Source organism: Ignavibacteriales bacterium (assembly GCA_026390815.1).
In the GTDB taxonomy this organism is placed as follows: Bacteria; Bacteroidota; Ignavibacteria; order Ignavibacteriales; family SURF-24; genus JAPLFH01.
Map to the genome: position 1 here is coordinate 1 of JAPLFH010000055.1, position 17,091 is coordinate 17,091.

General features: G+C 34.3%; 16 protein-coding genes and 1 tRNA gene. 10 read left to right on the forward strand and 7 right to left on the reverse strand.

The genetic code is table 11. The features are described 5' to 3' along the window. Positions 1-468 precede the first annotated feature (468 nt). The 3 genes from NTX22_16645 to NTX22_16655 all read right to left on the reverse strand — a co-directional run bounded on the left by NTX22_16645 (position 469) and on the right by NTX22_16655 (position 1,776). On the reverse strand, positions 469-630 hold the full coding sequence (locus NTX22_16645) for a hypothetical protein (protein MCX6152157.1): 162 nt from the start codon (positions 628-630) through the stop codon (positions 469-471). 3 nt (positions 631-633) lie between these two features. Further along, positions 634-1,545, reverse strand: coding sequence for a hypothetical protein (locus NTX22_16650; GenBank protein ID MCX6152158.1), 912 nt, complete (start codon positions 1,543-1,545; stop codon positions 634-636). A gap of 144 nt (positions 1,546-1,689) precedes the next feature. Continuing rightward, a tRNA-Ser gene (locus NTX22_16655) sits at positions 1,690-1,776 on the reverse strand. Between the two features lie 105 nt (positions 1,777-1,881). Between NTX22_16655 and hisN the strand changes: the two genes are divergently transcribed. Next, entirely contained in the window at positions 1,882-2,634 is a 753-nt protein-coding gene (gene hisN, locus NTX22_16660; GenBank protein MCX6152159.1) for a histidinol-phosphatase, read from the forward strand. Between the two features lie 7 nt (positions 2,635-2,641). Here the strand turns inward: hisN and NTX22_16665 are convergent, their stop codons facing one another. Continuing rightward, positions 2,642-3,019, reverse strand: coding sequence for a hypothetical protein (locus NTX22_16665; GenBank protein ID MCX6152160.1), 378 nt, complete (start codon positions 3,017-3,019; stop codon positions 2,642-2,644). A gap of 135 nt (positions 3,020-3,154) precedes the next feature. On the opposite strand from NTX22_16665, the gene trxA reads away from it, so the two are divergent. Next, on the forward strand, positions 3,155-3,493 hold the full coding sequence (trxA, locus tag NTX22_16670; GenBank protein MCX6152161.1) for a thioredoxin: 339 nt from the start codon (positions 3,155-3,157) through the stop codon (positions 3,491-3,493). A 63-nt stretch (positions 3,494-3,556) separates the two neighbouring features. Here the strand turns inward: trxA and NTX22_16675 are convergent, their stop codons facing one another. After that, complete coding sequence (locus tag NTX22_16675; GenBank protein ID MCX6152162.1) at positions 3,557-3,769, reverse strand: 4Fe-4S binding protein; 213 nt, start codon at positions 3,767-3,769, stop codon at positions 3,557-3,559. 363 nt (positions 3,770-4,132) lie between these two features. Between NTX22_16675 and NTX22_16680 the strand changes: the two genes are divergently transcribed. The 8 genes from NTX22_16680 (at position 4,133) to NTX22_16715 (ending at position 15,431) form a co-directional block, all read left to right on the forward strand. After that, positions 4,133-5,593, forward strand: a complete 1,461-nt coding sequence (locus NTX22_16680; protein ID MCX6152163.1) for a DUF5009 domain-containing protein — start codon at positions 4,133-4,135, stop codon at positions 5,591-5,593. A 52-nt stretch (positions 5,594-5,645) separates the two neighbouring features. Beyond that, positions 5,646-6,593: a site-specific DNA-methyltransferase gene (locus NTX22_16685; GenBank protein MCX6152164.1), complete on the forward strand. Its 948-nt coding sequence runs from the start codon at positions 5,646-5,648 to the stop codon at positions 6,591-6,593. 120 nt (positions 6,594-6,713) lie between these two features. Further along, on the forward strand, positions 6,714-8,303 hold the full coding sequence (locus NTX22_16690) for a T9SS type A sorting domain-containing protein (protein ID MCX6152165.1): 1,590 nt from the start codon (positions 6,714-6,716) through the stop codon (positions 8,301-8,303). Positions 8,304-8,455: 152 nt separating this feature from the next. Continuing rightward, a complete protein-coding gene (locus NTX22_16695; GenBank protein ID MCX6152166.1) occupies positions 8,456-11,029 on the forward strand; it encodes a T9SS type A sorting domain-containing protein in 2,574 nt (857 codons plus the stop codon). Between the two features lie 116 nt (positions 11,030-11,145). Beyond that, positions 11,146-12,303, forward strand: coding sequence for a hypothetical protein (locus NTX22_16700; protein MCX6152167.1), 1,158 nt, complete (start codon positions 11,146-11,148; stop codon positions 12,301-12,303). Positions 12,304-12,447: 144 nt separating this feature from the next. Next, entirely contained in the window at positions 12,448-13,680 is a 1,233-nt protein-coding gene (locus NTX22_16705) for a DUF1015 family protein (GenBank protein MCX6152168.1), read from the forward strand. Between the two features lie 90 nt (positions 13,681-13,770). Further along, positions 13,771-14,856 carry a 3-phosphoserine/phosphohydroxythreonine transaminase gene (gene serC / locus NTX22_16710; GenBank protein ID MCX6152169.1) on the forward strand — a complete coding sequence of 362 codons (1,086 nt, stop codon included), beginning with the start codon at positions 13,771-13,773 and terminating at the stop codon, positions 14,854-14,856. Between the two features lie 59 nt (positions 14,857-14,915). After that, entirely contained in the window at positions 14,916-15,431 is a 516-nt protein-coding gene (locus tag NTX22_16715; protein MCX6152170.1) for a hypothetical protein, read from the forward strand. Positions 15,432-15,551: 120 nt separating this feature from the next. Here NTX22_16715 and NTX22_16720 read toward each other — a convergent pair whose 3' ends face one another. Continuing rightward, entirely contained in the window at positions 15,552-16,169 is a 618-nt protein-coding gene (locus tag NTX22_16720) for an HAD family phosphatase (GenBank protein MCX6152171.1), read from the reverse strand. Positions 16,170-16,246: 77 nt separating this feature from the next. Continuing rightward, on the reverse strand, positions 16,247-16,969 hold the full coding sequence (locus NTX22_16725; protein MCX6152172.1) for a hypothetical protein: 723 nt from the start codon (positions 16,967-16,969) through the stop codon (positions 16,247-16,249). Positions 16,970-17,091 lie beyond the last annotated feature (122 nt).

The following is a 17,091-nucleotide window of genomic DNA, read 5'->3' on the forward strand; positions in this document are numbered from 1 at the left end:
GATAGCAAGTTTATAAAATTCTCAGATTTTTAAGATGTTTTTTATTACTAATAATTGTATACGATGTTTGCTAATTCTATATTACTAACAGTGCACGATGTCTTGCTTATTTTGTGTTACCGATGTTGTGCTTATTCTCAAATAATGATTACTGCAAAATACTGAGTGTAAAAGTTACTATCCGTAGTGGGACTAAAAATTAGTTGTTGAATAGCGAAGGTTTTAAACACATGCCATAATATCTCAAAGTTTTCAATTATTTTTGAAGAAAGGCTTAAGCCTTTCCTCTGAACTAAAATGTCATTTACACCAAATATTTTACAGACTCATCCAATTTGATCCGTTTTCGTTACAATTTCGAACTTTTTGAAAAAGCTTTGTCATAATTTTGTTCTGAAATTTTTCTAAAAATTTAGTTATAGAATTCTCATCGCCTTATATCCCAACTAGACATTTAAAATTAAATGGTTATTCTTCACAAGCTTTCGACCAAGTTGTTTTTTTTGAAGGTGTAATACTCATCATTGGAGGGAAAAAAGGTTTTAGTTTTTTCTCTAATTCTTTATAATCCTGAATTCTTTGATTCATCGCTTTCCACCTCTTTGATTTATTTTGCGATATATTTTTCATATATCAGTCTCCTTTAATATTAATGTTGCTATAGAAATGATCATTCTTGGATTCTATTACTTTTGCAATATCTCTATTTAGTAAATGATCTGTTCTTAAATATAGTTCCCATATCTTATGCCATTGTTCACTATCTAATTCAATTTCGCTAACTTTCAATCCACAATCAATAGCTTGCTTGAAAAATATAGGTCTTCCATGTGATTTGGTTTCAAGCGGTGAGAGAAAGGGTTTTATTTTTTTTCTAATATCCCTTACACCTTCTTTAGACATCATTCCAAGTTTAAGATACTTTATTGCAATACTCTCTGAAAGCTCTTGCGCTCGACGTAAATCCTCAATAAGTCTGGAATCATATCTCTGGAGCTGTTGTAAATATGGTTCAACTCTCCCATTTATTTCCTTAGTAGCTTTTTTTAATAATGTTTCGAAGCTATTAATTATACCGTGAACTGAAAACACTTTTCGTGTTCCATCTTCAACTATTGTTACTTGAGGATCAATAGGACCTAGTTCTGATGTTTTGCTCATATAAATATGATTACTACCCATACAAATCATAGTTGCTGCGGATTTTGCCATATTTGGAACAACTACTTCGAAACAATCGTTTGAATACGCACGACATACATTAATTATTCTCTCCGCAGCAAGACCCGAACCACCAGGTGAATTCAATATCAAAACTAACCCATTAGAATTTAGTTCAGTATTTTGCAGTACTTCCTCGATCATTTTCGCATCTTCATCCTCAATCATGACAGGGAATGTAAAAGAGGTAAAAAAAGTAATTACAGTTTTATTAAAATAATTCTCTAACTCCTTAATTAAAGCTTGACGGACTGGTGGTGTTTGATGAATTTCGTTTAATAATTTTTTATAAGCAGCACGATTTTCATTATTTTTTTTTGACATCTCCTCTCTCCGATATGAAAAAATGTGAATTCATAAGGAATAAATAAAAGTCAGGGTAAAAATAGAATGATGGTAATAAAAAAGCAAACAGAGACTTTTATTGAAAAATACAAAAAGTAGGTTATTTAACCTGCTTTGCTGTTGCGGAGAGTCAGGGATTCGAACCCCGGAAGGACTTGCATCCTTAACGGTTTTCAAGACCGCCGCATTCAACCACTCTGCCAACTCTCCGTTTTCGCTGCCCAAATATAAAAAATAGACCGCTCTTAACAAAAGCAATTCTGTTGTACTTCTTAATAAAATGTTAAATTTGTAAAACATATTTTAGGTTTTTTGATGAATGAATTTAAATCCTTTGCCAATCTGCTTGCAAATGAAAGTGGTAAAATAATTCGGGATTATTTCCGCACACAAATTTCGGTGGATTCCAAAGCCGATCAATCTCCGGTAACAATTGCTGATAAAAAAGCCGAAGAAATTATGCGCAAATTAATAATGAAAGATTATCCTGACCATGGAATACTTGGTGAAGAATTTGGGAAACATAATGGTGATTCTGAATACCAATGGATTCTTGATCCGATTGATGGTACAAAAAGTTTTATTTGCGGAGCAGTTACTTTTGGAACACTCATCGCACTTTTAAAAAATGGAGAGCCAATTCTTGGAGTTATTAATCAGCCAATCTTAAATGAATTTTTAATTGGAGATAATTTAACTTGTGAATTAAATAATGTAAAAGTATCTGTAAGAGATTGTAGCAACCTTTCAGAAGCTGTATTATTAACTACTGATCATTTGAATGTTGAAAAGCACCAGAACGCAGTAAAATTTTATAAGTTGATTAAAAAAGTTAAACTCTACCGTAATTGGGGCGATTGCTACGGTTATTACTTAGTTGCCACTGGCTTTGCAGATGTTATGATCGATCCGATTATGTCAGTTTGGGATTTAATGGCTTTGATACCAGTAATCCGTGGAGCAGGTGGTTTAATTACTGATTACAACGGAAATGATCCAGTTAAAGGAAATAGTATTGTAGTAGCACAAAAAAAAATCCATAAAGAAGTTATAAAAATTTTAAATTAAAAATTTATTACTTCTTCTTTTTTTTCTTTGTTGTTTTATCGATTTCACTCTTGTTTTCACTTACCAAAGAATCAGGTTTAATGAATCCTTCCTTTAAAAGATTATCCATTGATTTGAAGAAAGTTATTTTTACTTCAGTAGAATTATAATAGCCTGTAGATTCAATTCTAACTCCGTAAATCTCCTTTTGAAGTCGTACTGAGGAAACCAAAATATCGTTCGCAATCAATTGATTTTCGATTTCATTTTTTTTATTCGGAATGTTTGATAAACACCAGTATACGCCTCTTTTTGCATTCAAGAATGCGGAATCGAGTTTTAATTCCGAAAATTCCTGGGCAATTACAATTGTTGGAATGAGAAATATTAGCAATGTTCTATTCATTTTACCCCTCTTGATTTTTTAGTTCCAATTTATAGAAAAAATAAATTAGAATACAGGTTTTATTGTTGCAACCATTTTAATCAACGAACATCATATTAATCAGAAACAGCAAATAAAACTAAAAAGGATACAAAAATGAATAACAGTATAATAAACGGTACCGATCTGAATTTTGATTCTGAAGTTCTATCATCTAACACACCTGTGCTTGTTGATTTTTGGGCTCCCTGGTGTGGACCTTGCAGAATGGTTGCCCCAATTGTTGAAGAAATTGCAACCGAACTTAGCGGAAAACTTAAAGTTGTTAAAGTTAATACTGATGAAAATTTTTCAGTTGCAACACGATATGGAATTATGAGTATTCCAACACTTGGAATATTTAAAGGTGGTCAATTAGTGGATTCTGTTATTGGAGCGGTTCCAAAACATCATCTGATGAGTAAAATTAAACCGCATATTTCAGCGGTTAATTAAAATTGATTTATTAATTGTTCAGTCCCTATTTAGGGACTGAACATAATGAAATGACTTCGTTTATTATTGTGGTTCTACAATCGCATCAACTGCACAAACTTCGGCACAAGATTTACAATCATTGCATAATTCTGGCGCTATGAATGTATGATCTTCTGAAATAGCCGGTTTTTCTTCTTCATTAAATTTATAAGATTCTCCAGCGTTATAAATTGCATTATTCTCGCATTCTTCAATACAGGCAGCACAGCTAATGCATTCTTCGGTAATCACCATTTTATATTCTCCCGTAAAAATTTTTATTAAGATCACTATTTTGTATCGGTGAAATTACAAATACGATGCCATCATTTTTACTCAGTGCGCAAGAATTGTATTTTATCAAATTGCGTTGATAAACTTTATTTATAGCTTAAAATCGAATTACAAAAGAAAAGTCATGGAGAAAAAATATTCAACATGATTGATTGCTTCCTAAATCTAAGAAAAAATATTATTCAATTTCTAATTAGCGGAAAGTGCAGTTGGTTAAATATCTGCAAAATATTATAATTAATTCCAAATCCTATTTGATTGTAAGTTGGCTAAAAAGTAATTTGAGAAACAAAAAATAGCTTTCAAAATCCTATTTATAAAAAAATGAGTACTTCCAGTACAACACTTAATATTGAATCAACATCAAAACGTGCGCGTGCACTGGATGCAGTTAGAGGTTTTGCAATCCTAACGATGTTTCTTTCAGGAAGAGTGCCATTTGGAGTTCTGCCCGATTGGATGTACCATGCCCAGGTTCCTCCACCGCTTCATAAATTTATTGATACACTTCCGGGCATTACGTGGGTAGATCTTGTTTTCCCATTTTTCCTATTTTCTATGGGTGCAGCAATTCCGCTTGCTCTTTCAAAAAGAATTGAGGAAGATGTACCAAAGTGGAAAATCTATTTTGGAATTTTTGAAAGAGGTTTGCTGCTTGTTGGTTTTGCAATCTACGATCAACATATTCGTCCTTATTCAATGAATTCAAATCCCACAACGATTACCTGGCTTACATCGCTGCTTGGTTTTGTTTTGCTATTTCCCGTATTGTGGCGAATGCCAAAAACATGGAAACCAGTAATTCAAAATTACGTTAGAGCTGCCGGTTGGATTGGTGCAATTCTTTTTATGGTTTTAGTAAGATTTCCGGAAACGAGTTTTAATGGTCAGTTCTTTTCTCTTTTCCGAAGTGATATTATTATTCTTGTTCTTGCTAATGTTGCTGTAAGCGGTTCAATCGTCTGGATTTTCACTCGTTCAAATTGGTATTTAAGATTTGGTTTACTGGGGATTTTGTTAGCAGTAAGATTAACTCACTTAGAACCGGGTTGGATTCAATTCTTCTGGAATGGTTCAGCAAACTGGTGGTTTAGATGGATTGGTAATATTTATTTCCAACAATATCTTTTTGTTATTATCCCCGGAACAATTGCAGGCGATTTAATTTTGCGATGGATGAAATCACCACAAGAAAAAATTTCTACCGAAATTAAAAGTTCTAAATCAAAATTAATTTACATTACATTGTTGATGTTTGGTTTCATTCTGGTTCTACTCGTTGGTTTGAAAGGCAGATGGGTAGAAGCAACAACTATAATTTCCTTTTCAATGTGCGCACTTGGTTGGTGGTTTCTTTCAGATCCGAAGAATGAAATGGAAAAACTATTTAAAAATATTTATACCTGGGGAGCATTCTGGTTAGTGTTGGGACTCATCTTTGAACCATACGAAGGAGGAATTAAAAAAGATCATCCAACGATGAGTTACTATTTTATTACCTCCGGTCTGGCGTCTTTTCTTTTTATTGGCTTTTCTATAATTATTGATATATTTAAAAGAAAATGGTTAAACCTGTTGGTGTACAATGGGCAAAATCCTTTGATAGCTTATGCTGGAATTACTAATTTGCTTCCACCACTTCTTGCATTAACAATGCTTGGTGAGTTTCTTAATTGGATAACTCCAACCCCATGGCTTGGTGTATTAAGAGCTTTGTTCGAAACATTCTTGTTGGGGTACTTTGTTAGTTTATTTACAAAACGCAAAATTTTCTTAAGAACATGATTTATATTGCCTGAAACTTAAAATCAATTTGTAAAATTTTAATATGGAAATTATGCAACAAAAATCTTTGAGAAATAAAACAATACTTTTAAATGAAAAAGAAAAATCTCGTTTAAAAAAGAAATTGATAAATGTTTTACCGGAAAATCATTTACAGTCTCCAATAACCGGAACTATAAACGGTGATTGTCTTACCTGGGCTGAGTATCTTCCAAATGATTTTGTTGATTTACTTTTTTTAGATCCACCATATAATCTAATTAAAGATTTTAATGGTTGGAAGTTTAGCAAAAGGAAAGTGGATGATTATTCCGATTGGCTTGATAATGTAATTATTAGATTAAAGCCGATGCTAACAAAAACAGCCTCTATTTATATCTGCGGCGATTGGTACTCCTCAACTTCTATTTTCCAAGTTGCATCAAAACACTTTATTGTTAGAAACAGAATTACATGGGAAAGAGAAAAAGGACGGGGTGCAAAAGCTAACTGGAAAAACTCCAGCGAAGATATTTGGTTTTGTACAATGTCTGATGATTATACTTTTAATCTTGACGCTGTTAAAATGAAAAGAAAAGTATTGGCTCCGTACACCGTTAATGGTGCGCCTAAAGATTGGGATAAAACCCAAATTGGAAACTTCCGTGTTACACATCCTTCAAATTTGTGGACGGATATTTCTATACCATTTTGGTCAATGCCAGAAAATACAAATCATCCTACGCAAAAAAGTGAAAAGCTGCTGGCAAAAATAATTTTGTGCAGCACCAATAAAGATGATTTAGTTTTCGATCCGTTCCTTGGAAGCGGAACTACTTCAGTTGCGGCAAAAAAATTGGGGAGAAAATATCTTGGGATAGAGTTGAATGAAGATTTCTGCCTGTTTGCAGAGAAACGCCTTGAATTAGCAGACGCAAATAAAAAAATACAGGGACTTGCTGATGGTGTTTTTTGGGAAAGAAATACTTTTTCGCTGCAAACAAAGAAAAAAAGTTGTTGACTTATCAATTACAAAATATTAAGTTAAAATCGAGATTGAAAAAGAAAGGAATTTGCCACAAAAAAAATCATTTCACATAAGTTCTAATTTATCATTTCAAAAAACCATTTAGGAGGATCTATGAAGAAAGGTTTATTATTTGTTTTCGTTCTTTTATTGGCTTCCACTATGTTTGCCCAGTGGACAGAGCAAACAAGCGGTGTAACGACAACGTTACAGCTAATAGTTGCTGTTGATGATAACGTTTTATGGGCGTGCGGATCAAGTGGCGTTGTTCTTTTAACAACTGATGGCGGCACTACTTGGGTAAAGAAAACCCCCACAGATGCAACTGTTACAAATTATTCAGTTGCACCATTGGATGCTACAACAGCTTGGGTAACTGGTACAGTTGGCGGTAGCGCAGACTGTATAATATGGAAAACTACAGATGGCGGTACAACCTGGGTTCAGCAATATCGTAATCCTACTGGATTCACCAATGGTATGGTAATGTTCGATGCAAATAACGGTGTATGCTGGGGTGATCCAGATCCTTATCCGTCCACTGCATGGGAAATAGTAACCACCACAGATGGTGGAACTACTTGGACAAGGGTTCCTCGCTCTAATTACACGGGAGCAGATAGCGCTAACGGCGAATATGGTTCTGCACGTGGTATTTGTAAATCTGGAAATACCGTTTGGTTTACTGGATATAGTGCTGTTGCAGGTACACCAAATTCTATCTATAAGTCAACAGACAAAGGTCTTCACTGGACAAGAAGCACTTTAAACAAAGTAAGCGGTACTTCTGGCTCAGGTTATCTGGCATTTGCTAATTCTAATCAAGGTGTATTTGTGGGTTTAGATGGAACAAGAGCTGTTACTATTGACGGCGGAACGACCTGGACAGTAGCTACAAATACAACTCCAGCATTAAGAGCCTTAACCTATGTACCGGGAACAACTTCCTTTATTGCTACTGGCAGTTCAGGTGCAAGTCTAATCTCCAGAGATTATGGAGTTACATGGGAAGCATTAACCGGTGCACCGGCAGTGAGCCTTTATGGAGTTACTGCCACTTCTAACAATGCATGGACTTGTGGTGCCACGGGTAAAATTGCCAAATTAGCAGGTACTGCTAACGTTCCAGTAGAACTAAAATCCTTTTCAGCAAAAGTTGTTGATGGTAAAGCAAATCTTGAATGGTTTACAGTTACCGAAACAAACAATAAAGGATTTGAAGTTGAAAGGAATATTTCCGGTGTTTGGGCAAAAGTTGGTTACGTTGATGGCAGCGGAACAAAAACAACCGGCACCAAATATACATTTGTTGATGATATTGCAAACTTGAAATCGCAAAGTCTTTCATATCGCTTAAAACAAATTGATCTGAGCGGAACATATGAATACTCTGCAGAAGTTCAGGTTAACAATCTAGCTCCGTCCAAATTTGATATGAGCCAGAACTATCCAAATCCATTTAACCCGGCTACAACAATTAAATATGCGCTTCCATTCGAAAGCATAGTTAATGTTACAGTATACAATTCGCTTGGACAAATTGTAAGCGAGCTGGTAAATAAAGTACAACAAGCTGGTTATTACGAAGAAAATTTCAATGCTTCTAATTTATCATCTGGTACTTACATTTACCAAATTAAAGCAGTTGGTGTAAATGGCGGACAAGAATTCAGCTCTGTAAAGAAAATGATTCTTGTGAAGTAACTCAAACATTTTCTAAATTTCTTTTTAACAGTCCTGGCAATTGCCGGGACTGATTTATTTTAAACTGTTCAAATTTCATCTTTACTTTCTTCTAAAAAGTTTTTCACTTAAATTGCTGTCAGATTATTCTTTCAATTCTTTTAAGTTAGTTAATGATGAGAAATATTTTAACATTTTTCCTTTTTTCCATTTGCACTTTAATCGGCTTTGGCTTATTTGATCTGAACCATGAAAGAGAATCATTTAATTACCAGCCAGCCGATTGGTTTTATTACCAGCGTGCGTATCCAAATAAAGAAATTCCTTTTCAAAAATATTTAGAAGCCGCACAGAAAAAGCAACAATTACTTGCCAAAGAAAATTCAAGCTTTGATGGAGCCTGGAAACAGATTGGACCTTCAAACATTGGTGGAAGAATAACAGCGCTTGCAGTAAATTCATTGGGAATTAAAAATATCATCGTTGCCGGTGCTGCTGCTGGCGGGGTGTTCACATCCGGAGATGGAGGAGTGGAGTTTCATCCGACTATGGATAACTACGCCAGTCTTTCAATTGGTGCTTTAAAAGCAGATCCTGGTGATCCCAAAATAATTTATTGTGGAACTGGTGAAGCAAACACCAGCGGTGATTCTTATCCAGGGTTTGGAATTTATAAATCATACGATAATGGTTCCTCCTGGCTTCAATCAGGCTTAACAGATGCAAGACACATTGCAGAAATTGAAGTACACTCCAATTTAGTTTTTGCTGCTGTTGCGGGCGGACTTTATTCCAAAGATAGCAACAGGGGAATTTATAGATCGACTGATGCCGGAGCAAGCTGGGAAAGAGTTTTATTCATCAGCGATTCTACAAGTGCAATTGATGTTGCTATCGATCCGTCCGATATCAATATTGTTTATGCAGCAATGTGGGAAAGACAGCGTGGTCCTTCATTCAGAAAAGTTTCCGGTTTTACTTCCGGAATTTATAAATCAACTGATATGGGAAACACCTGGACAAAACTTACAAATGGTTTACCCGTTTCATCAAATTATATTGGAAGAATAAGCATTGCAGTTGCTCCATCAAATTCTGATTTTGTATATGCACTTTATAAAGTTTCTACTCCGAGTGATCTATCGGAAAATATTTTTGGTGGATTCTATCGTTCTACAAACAAAGGCACAAGCTGGGAAAAAATGCCCGATGGCAAACTTGGAAATGAGTTCTCTAACTTCGGCTGGTACTTTGGTCTGCTTGAAGTCGATCCGAAAGATTACAATACTGTTTACGTTGGTGAGATTGATCTTCTTAAAACAACTGATGGCGGAAATTCCTGGAAGAACATTACTAATTCATACTCTGGTTCATTCGATCAGCAGCATCCGGATCAACATGCCCTTTACATTGATCCTATCAATACAAATAATTTAGTTGTTGGTAATGATGGTGGAATTTTTACTTCATCAAACGGTGGAACAAACTGGAAAAAATTATACAATCTGCCAATAACACAATTCTATGCATCAACAATTGATTATCTTCATCCGGATATCAAACTTGGTGGAACGCAGGATAACGGAACAATGAAAACAAGAGCCAGCGGAATTGATGATTGGGAAGTAATTTATGGTGGAGATGGATTCCATTGTAAGGTGGATTATACTAATTCAAATATCATCTATACAGAATTTCAGTGGGGCGGTCTTGGTAAAAGCACTGATGGTGGAGCTAACTTTTATTATGGCTCTACAAACGGTATTGATCAAAATGATAGAAGAAATTGGTCAACTCCTTTTACTTTAGATGTACTTGATCCGACTATTCTTTACTATGGAACTTACAGGATTTATAGATCAACAGATGGTGCACAATACTGGAGCGCAATTAGTCCTGATCTTACAAGAGGAAAAAATGGTAAACAAGGAACGATTACCTGCATTTCAACAAACGTATTGCCGGATAATAACAGAGTAATTTATACTGGTACCGATGATGGAAAAGTTTCAGTAAGCACTAACACCGGCATAAGCTGGAAAGACATTACTGGGAATCTTCCGCGAAGATATGTTACTGATATTCTTTGCGACCGCAGAGATGCAAGTGTAGCTTATGTTACGCTTAGCGGATACAATCAGGATTTGAAAAATCCACATATTTTTCAGACGACAAACTTTGGTGAAAGCTGGACCGACATTAGCGATAACTTGCCTGATGTTCCTTTAAACTCAGTTGTTCTTGATTATGAAGAAGGTTTGGGAATTTATATTGGTGGTGATTTGGGAGTTTATTACAAAAGATATTTAACTGATGGTTGGAAGTTGCTTGGTTCCGGTCTTCCAAACTCACCAATCAGCGATTTAAATTATCATCAGCCAACTAAAAAATTAGTTGCTGCAACACATGGCAGATCGATGTTTGAAATTGATCTTACCAATATTGTTAAAGTTGATGAAGAAAGAAAAAATATTCCTGAAAGCATTACACTTTACCAAAATTATCCAAATCCATTTAATCCAAATACGGTTATTAGCTTTCGGTTATTAGCTAATAATTTTGTTACTCTAAAAGTTTTTGATAATAATGGAAAAGAAGTTTCTACATTGGTTGATGGATACAAACCAGCGGGAATTTACAATTATAAATTTTCAGCGAATAATTGTTTATTACCAAGCGGAATTTATTTTTATCAACTAAAAGCCGGAAATTATTCATTAACGAAAAAAATGTTGCTGCTTAAATGACATTTAATGAATGAACTGAATTAAAGAAATTCATTCCCAAATTAATAAATTAAGTTGATTAACTATTTCAATTCAATTAAATTGCACGCAACCTTTTTTAAATCAAGGAGGGGTTCGTGCAAACTAAAATAGTTATAACGGTTATAATTTTATTGTGTGGAAGTATTTATCCACAACAGAACTTAAGGACTGCTGCCATCCAGTTTAACTCATCTCTCGATTTGACTACAGATGCAAGAAGCATTGCGCTGGGCGAAGGTATAGTGGCAGATCCAGTTGGTTTATTATCTTACAAAAATAATCCGGCAGCTCTTTCTGGTGTACATAAAGCAAATATTTTTTATAGTAACCGGAATCAGAATTTATCGGGAATCAATTTAGAACAAAGTCATGAATCCCGTCTTTATAATGTCGGCGTTATCTTTCAAACAAATTTTGGCAATTTTGCATTCGACTATTCTAAGTTCAATAAAAGTTATTACGATCTTCCTTTTCAGGCATCATCATATTTTGGAAAAATCAATAGTTCCGACTATACATTTAATTTTTCCTTTGCAAGAAGTTTGGTCGGTAATTTATCTGGCGGAATAAACTTTAAAATTTTCAAGCGGGATAGAACTATTGAAGGTTATCCTTATATGAACTTTAATACTAAACGAACATATCTTGTGGATATTGGATTGCTTTATGGTATTATCAATCTTGCTGATAAAGCCATTGTTGATGACAAACTTAGTCTTGGAATATCTTTACAGAACTTTGGAACTGACTATACAGAAAATTATGCAAGTGATTCTTATAGCGACTGGTTTAACTCAACGCAGGGTGGTTCGCATATACCAAGATATTTAAGAATCGGATTTTCATATATGGTTGATGTGCCGCAAAAAGCTGCGTCTAAAATTCAGTTATCAGTTAATATGGAATACCGGAATTATCTTAACCCGCAAATAGAACGAAGAAATGGGTTTACCTTAATTGATGACAGTGCTTTTCGCGATTACTGGGGATTGGGAATGGAAGCAGTGTTATTCAAAATTATTGCTTTGCGTGTTGGTGGTTACTCGCAACCTTTATCTAATATGTATGGAGCTAAAAGTGATTTGAATATAAGATATGGTTTTGGTATTTATTTGCCGTTAGAAATTCTTGGTCCAACTTCACCGCTTACATTCCGTTTTGATTATACAGTTATTCCTATAAACAAATATGGAGTAAAGTACGATCAGAATTATTTTGATATGTTTAATGCTCAACTTTCATTTAATTATTAAACGTAATTAGGTAAAGCCAATTTATTTTAGGAATGATTTATCCTGGATGTAATTCATTTCTTTTCAATTCCCACTGTGGAGTTTTAATCATAAATTCATCATTTTTAAGACAGAAATTTTAATTTACTTATAAAGGAATTTTTTATGGCAGTTATCCGCCTGTTTAAAGCGCTACGACCTGAATCCAAAGTTGCTCATCTTGTTGCAAGTGTACCATATGATGTTGTTAATCGTAAAGAAGCGGCGGAACAAGCAAAAGATTATCCGTTTAGTTACTTAAGAATTACCCGCGCCGAAATTGAACTAGATGTAAAAATAAATCCTTATTCAAGTGAAGTATATCAACACGCAAAAGAAAATTTAGAGAGAATAAAAAAAGAAGCTCCGCTGTTAGTTGATGAGAAACCCCACTTTTATATTTATAGATTAATAATGAACGAACAGACTCAGGTTGGAATTGCCGCTACATTTTCTGTAAATGATTATGATAATGATGTTATTTTGAAGCATGAAAAAACAAGGAAAGAAAAAGAAGATGATAGAACTAACCATATTGTAACTACGGAAGCGCAAACGGGACCGGTGTTTTTAACTTATCACGGAGTGAAGGCAATAAATGATGTTGTTGATGAAACAGTAAATAAAGTTGAACCGATTTATGATTTTACAGCCTCCGATGGAATTAAACATACGATCTGGATTTTACCAGAAGAATATAATGCCGTAATAATTTTGGAAATTGCCAGTGTGAAAAATCTTTATATTGCCGATGGTCATCATCGTGCTGCAAGCGCCGGCAGAGCACAAAAAGTTAAGAAAGGAAATAATACAAATCATACCGGTAATGAAGAATACAATTTTTTTCTTGCAGTCCTTTTTCCGGCAGAGCAGTTAAGAATTCTTCCATACAACCGGGCAGTAAAGGATCTTAATGGATTATCCAAAGATGAATTTCTTGAAAAGATTGGTGAAAATTTTTATATCGAGATAAATAATTTATCAGCCCCGAATGAGAATAAAACTTTTTCCATGTATCTTGACAGCAACTGGTATTTTATGAAACCGCACAATATTAAATCCGCTTCTAACATTGGAGAAAATTTGGATGTAAGCATACTTCAGAATTATTTATTAAAACCAATACTTGCAATTGAGGATCCGCGAACAAGTAAGCGTATCGATTTTATCGGTGGTATAAGAGGAACAGGGGAGCTTGAGCGTTTAGTAAATTCCGGTAAAGCCGCAGTTGCCTTTTCGCTTTACCCGGTTTCTGTTGATGACTTGATGAACTTATCTGACGCTGGTGAAATTATGCCGCCCAAATCAACATGGTTCGAACCAAAACTAAGAGATGGTTTACTTGTACATCTGATATAAATTGAATGATTGGATAAAAAAACAAAACTCATAATATTGGCAGAAAAAACAGACAAGACATTTATAAAAAAATTAACAAAAGGGAATAGCATGGAAAAACGAATTTATAATCTAAGTGCGGGTCCCGCTATACTTCCGGAAGAAGTATTATTGGAAGCACAACAAAATTTATTTGCATTGCCAGGTGTTGGTATGTCAATCTTAGAAATCAGCCACCGCTCAAAAACTTTTGATGCAATAATTCAGGGTGCGGAAAATGGATTAAAAACATTGCTTGGTATTGATGATAACTACCAAATTTTATTTTTACAAGGTGGCGCTACTCTTCAATTCTCTATGGTTCCGCTAAACTTAATGCCGCCAAAGAATAAAGCGGATTATATTGTTACAGGTGGTTGGGCAAAAAAAGCAGCCAAGGAAGCTAAACGAGTTGGCGTTGTTAATATAGCAGCTTCTACAGAAGCAGAAAATTTTGTTCGCATCCCAAAACAGGAGGAATTGAAATTAGATCCGGATGCGTCCTATGTTCATTTCACTTCGAATAATACACTCTACGGAACGGAATGGAAAACTGAACCGGAGGTTGGTAGTGTTCCATTAGTTTGTGATGCCTCATCAGATTTTATGCACAAAAAACTTAGCGTGCAAAAATATGCTCTGATCTATGCCGGTGCCCAGAAAAATTTAGGTCCTGCTGGAGTAACAGTTGTAATAATTCGTAAGGATATGCTGGTAAGAAGTTCTGATAATTTGCACACTTATCTTAATTACAAAATCCATGCAGAAAATGGATCTATGTACAATACACCAACTACATTCGGTATATACATTATAGATCTGGTTTGCAAATATCTTTTAAAGATTGGTGGACTTGAAGAAATGTACAAACGTAATGTTGAAAAAGCCGAAATTCTTTACAAAGCAATTGATAATAGCGATGGTTATTACAAGGGAACAGTTCATAAAGAGAACCGTTCGCTAATGAATGTTTGTTTCCGTTTGCCCAGCGAAGAGTTGGAAGCAAAAATAATTAGTGAAGCGACTAAAGCCGGTTTCTCAGGGTTGAAAGGACATCGCTCTGTTGGTGGTTTGAGAGCATCAATTTATAATGCTTTTCCAAAGCAAGGTGTTGTAGATTTAGTTCAATTCATGCAGGAATTTAAATCTAAGAATTAAAAGACAACCCCAACTATAATCCTTCTTAAAAAGGAAGGACTTTTTATCGGAGGTATAAAATGAATTTTAGAATTACAGAATCGGTAAAATCGTTATTCAATTTTAAAAAAGCCCCTCTCCTTGGGAGAGCCTGCCTTGCCGTCAGGCAGGGGGTTGGGGTGAGGCTGTTTATTATTTTTTTATTAGTATTTATTTCCTGCGGAAAAAAAGAAGAAGTGAAGCTGCAGACTTTTAGTGCGGAAGCCTTTGCATTTAGTTTGCCGGAAGGCTGGGAAGTAAATGCAACTATACGTGTTAAAGGATTTATGCAGAATAAAGTAAAGGATACTTTCATTGCAAAACTTGAGTATTCAGTAGATCTTGTAAAACCAAATGGTGAATCCATAAAAGCTCTTGCAAAAGATATTGCTGATGAAGAGAACACAGAAGAGTTTTCCGATCTTCCCATCGAAGTGCAAATTAATTTAGATGCAAAATATCTTCCAGGTAAGTATAAACTTATTTTTAATATTAAGGATGAACTTTCCGGGCAACAAATAATATCTGAAAAGGAATTGGAGTTAATTAAACAATAAAATTAAGAAATGCCATATTGTATTGGTATGGCATTCCATTTTCAAAAATCAAATCCCAAAATTTGAAATGCAAAGTGCAAACTTAAAATCAAATTTAAGACTTACATGCTCAATTTAAGTTTAGAAATTAATATTCCTTTTTTTTAATTCTGTAACTAGTTGATTATAATTTTGGAATTGAATTCCATCCCATCCAATTGCTTTGGCTCCATCTACGTATTCTTTCACATCATCAATAAAAATATGTTCTGCTGATGGAACTTGAGTAAACCTTTCTACCGCTTTGTATATCTCTGGTTCTGGTTTTATTGCTCCAACTTCGTGGGAAAGAAAAAGTTTATCGAAGTGTTTAAAAAACTCATACTGCTTATATCCAAACTCGCGATGAATTGAATTTGTATTTGAAAGCAAAACTAGTTTATAATTCATTTTCAGTTTTGGAAGAAGAGAAATAACATCCTGATTCAAAGTGAATATTTCAGAAAAAATTTTACAAAAAGTAATTTCATCTACTGCACCTTCACATGCAACATTCATTTTAGAAAGAAAATCTTTTTCATTTATTTCGCCTTTTTCAAAACTACGGTGAATATGATAATTGTCTTTATAAAATTGAGTGAATCGTTTCCCCAGGTCTGGTTTAATCGCATCAAGACGCGCAATCATTATGCTGTAATCAAACGGTATTAAAACATTCCCAAGATCGAAAACTACAACGGAGTATTTGAATTGAATCATTATTCTATTATTTCCTAAATGGTGATTGAAGAAGGAACGCTGAGGGTGAAAATATTAAATCCCCAGTTTGAATTGATTTATTTCTCCACTTCAAATAATTTATCATCCAAGTTTTGATTTACTTTTATCGATGTTACTGTTGCTTCAATTTTTTGTGATCCCATAGTTTGAATAATTTTAAATGGATACTTTACTCCATCAACTAATTGATAATCACTGAAATCAGAAACCTGCTCTACAGAACCATTTTGTGATGCAAGAGTTTTAATCTGCTTTATTTTTAAAGCGCTTTCGGGATCATAGAATTCATAATATTTTTTACCACCTGGTAATTCCATTTCAAGCTTAAAAACATTTTTATCGTTAAGCTTTTCTACTCCAACAAGTGTTGCTTTTATTCCGTACCGGGCATAATCTACAACAGCATTTAGATTTGATTCTATCTTCATATCTTCAAGTGCAGCGCCAGAAATTTCATGTTTGCCGGCAGCGGTTACTTGAAATCCTTTTTCACCATTGAAAATTATTTTTATTTCCATTCCCCCCGAATTTATAACCTGCAATAATTTGTTTGGTTCTTTCTGATAAATAGTTAAGGTTAATTTTCTTTCTTGAACCGAAGCATTCATAAAAGTAGTTCTGTCTTTAACTTTAAGTATGTTTTCTTTACCGCCAATTGCAGAAATGTAATTTTGAATTACCGTATCTGCTGTAACACCCTCTGGAATTTTACTATATTGAGCTCGTAGAAAAGCCAATGGTGTGAATATAAAAACGATTATTAAAAATACTTTATTCATTGTTATAATCGGAAAAACTTATGAAAGACGGAATTTTACGCTGTTATTATAAGTATAAACGATTTTCTAAACAAATCGAAAACTACATCGATAATTTAATTGGAGAAAAATAAATTTTAGTT

What these genes read in the sequence shown, in the direction of transcription:
- hisN (MCX6152159.1), top strand. Translation starts at nt 1,882, where the DNA reads ATGAATGAATTTAAATCCTTTGCCAATCTGCTTGCAAATGAAAGTGGT.
- NTX22_16665 (MCX6152160.1), bottom strand. Translation starts at nt 3,019, where the DNA reads ATGAATAGAACATTGCTAATATTTCTCATTCCAACAATTGTAATTGCC.
- NTX22_16685 (MCX6152164.1), top strand. Translation starts at nt 5,646, where the DNA reads ATGCAACAAAAATCTTTGAGAAATAAAACAATACTTTTAAATGAAAAA.
- NTX22_16690 (MCX6152165.1), top strand. Translation starts at nt 6,714, where the DNA reads ATGAAGAAAGGTTTATTATTTGTTTTCGTTCTTTTATTGGCTTCCACT.
- NTX22_16725 (MCX6152172.1), bottom strand. Translation starts at nt 16,969, where the DNA reads ATGAATAAAGTATTTTTAATAATCGTTTTTATATTCACACCATTGGCT.
- NTX22_16650 (MCX6152158.1), bottom strand. Translation starts at nt 1,545, where the DNA reads ATGTCAAAAAAAAATAATGAAAATCGTGCTGCTTATAAAAAATTATTA.
- serC (MCX6152169.1), top strand. Translation starts at nt 13,771, where the DNA reads ATGGAAAAACGAATTTATAATCTAAGTGCGGGTCCCGCTATACTTCCG.
- NTX22_16680 (MCX6152163.1), top strand. Translation starts at nt 4,133, where the DNA reads ATGAGTACTTCCAGTACAACACTTAATATTGAATCAACATCAAAACGT.
- NTX22_16720 (MCX6152171.1), bottom strand. Translation starts at nt 16,169, where the DNA reads ATGATTCAATTCAAATACTCCGTTGTAGTTTTCGATCTTGGGAATGTT.
- NTX22_16695 (MCX6152166.1), top strand. Translation starts at nt 8,456, where the DNA reads ATGATGAGAAATATTTTAACATTTTTCCTTTTTTCCATTTGCACTTTA.
- NTX22_16645 (MCX6152157.1), bottom strand. Translation starts at nt 630, where the DNA reads ATGAAAAATATATCGCAAAATAAATCAAAGAGGTGGAAAGCGATGAAT.
- NTX22_16715 (MCX6152170.1), top strand. Translation starts at nt 14,916, where the DNA reads ATGAATTTTAGAATTACAGAATCGGTAAAATCGTTATTCAATTTTAAA.
- NTX22_16675 (MCX6152162.1), bottom strand. Translation starts at nt 3,769, where the DNA reads ATGGTGATTACCGAAGAATGCATTAGCTGTGCTGCCTGTATTGAAGAA.
- NTX22_16705 (MCX6152168.1), top strand. Translation starts at nt 12,448, where the DNA reads ATGGCAGTTATCCGCCTGTTTAAAGCGCTACGACCTGAATCCAAAGTT.
- trxA (MCX6152161.1), top strand. Translation starts at nt 3,155, where the DNA reads ATGAATAACAGTATAATAAACGGTACCGATCTGAATTTTGATTCTGAA.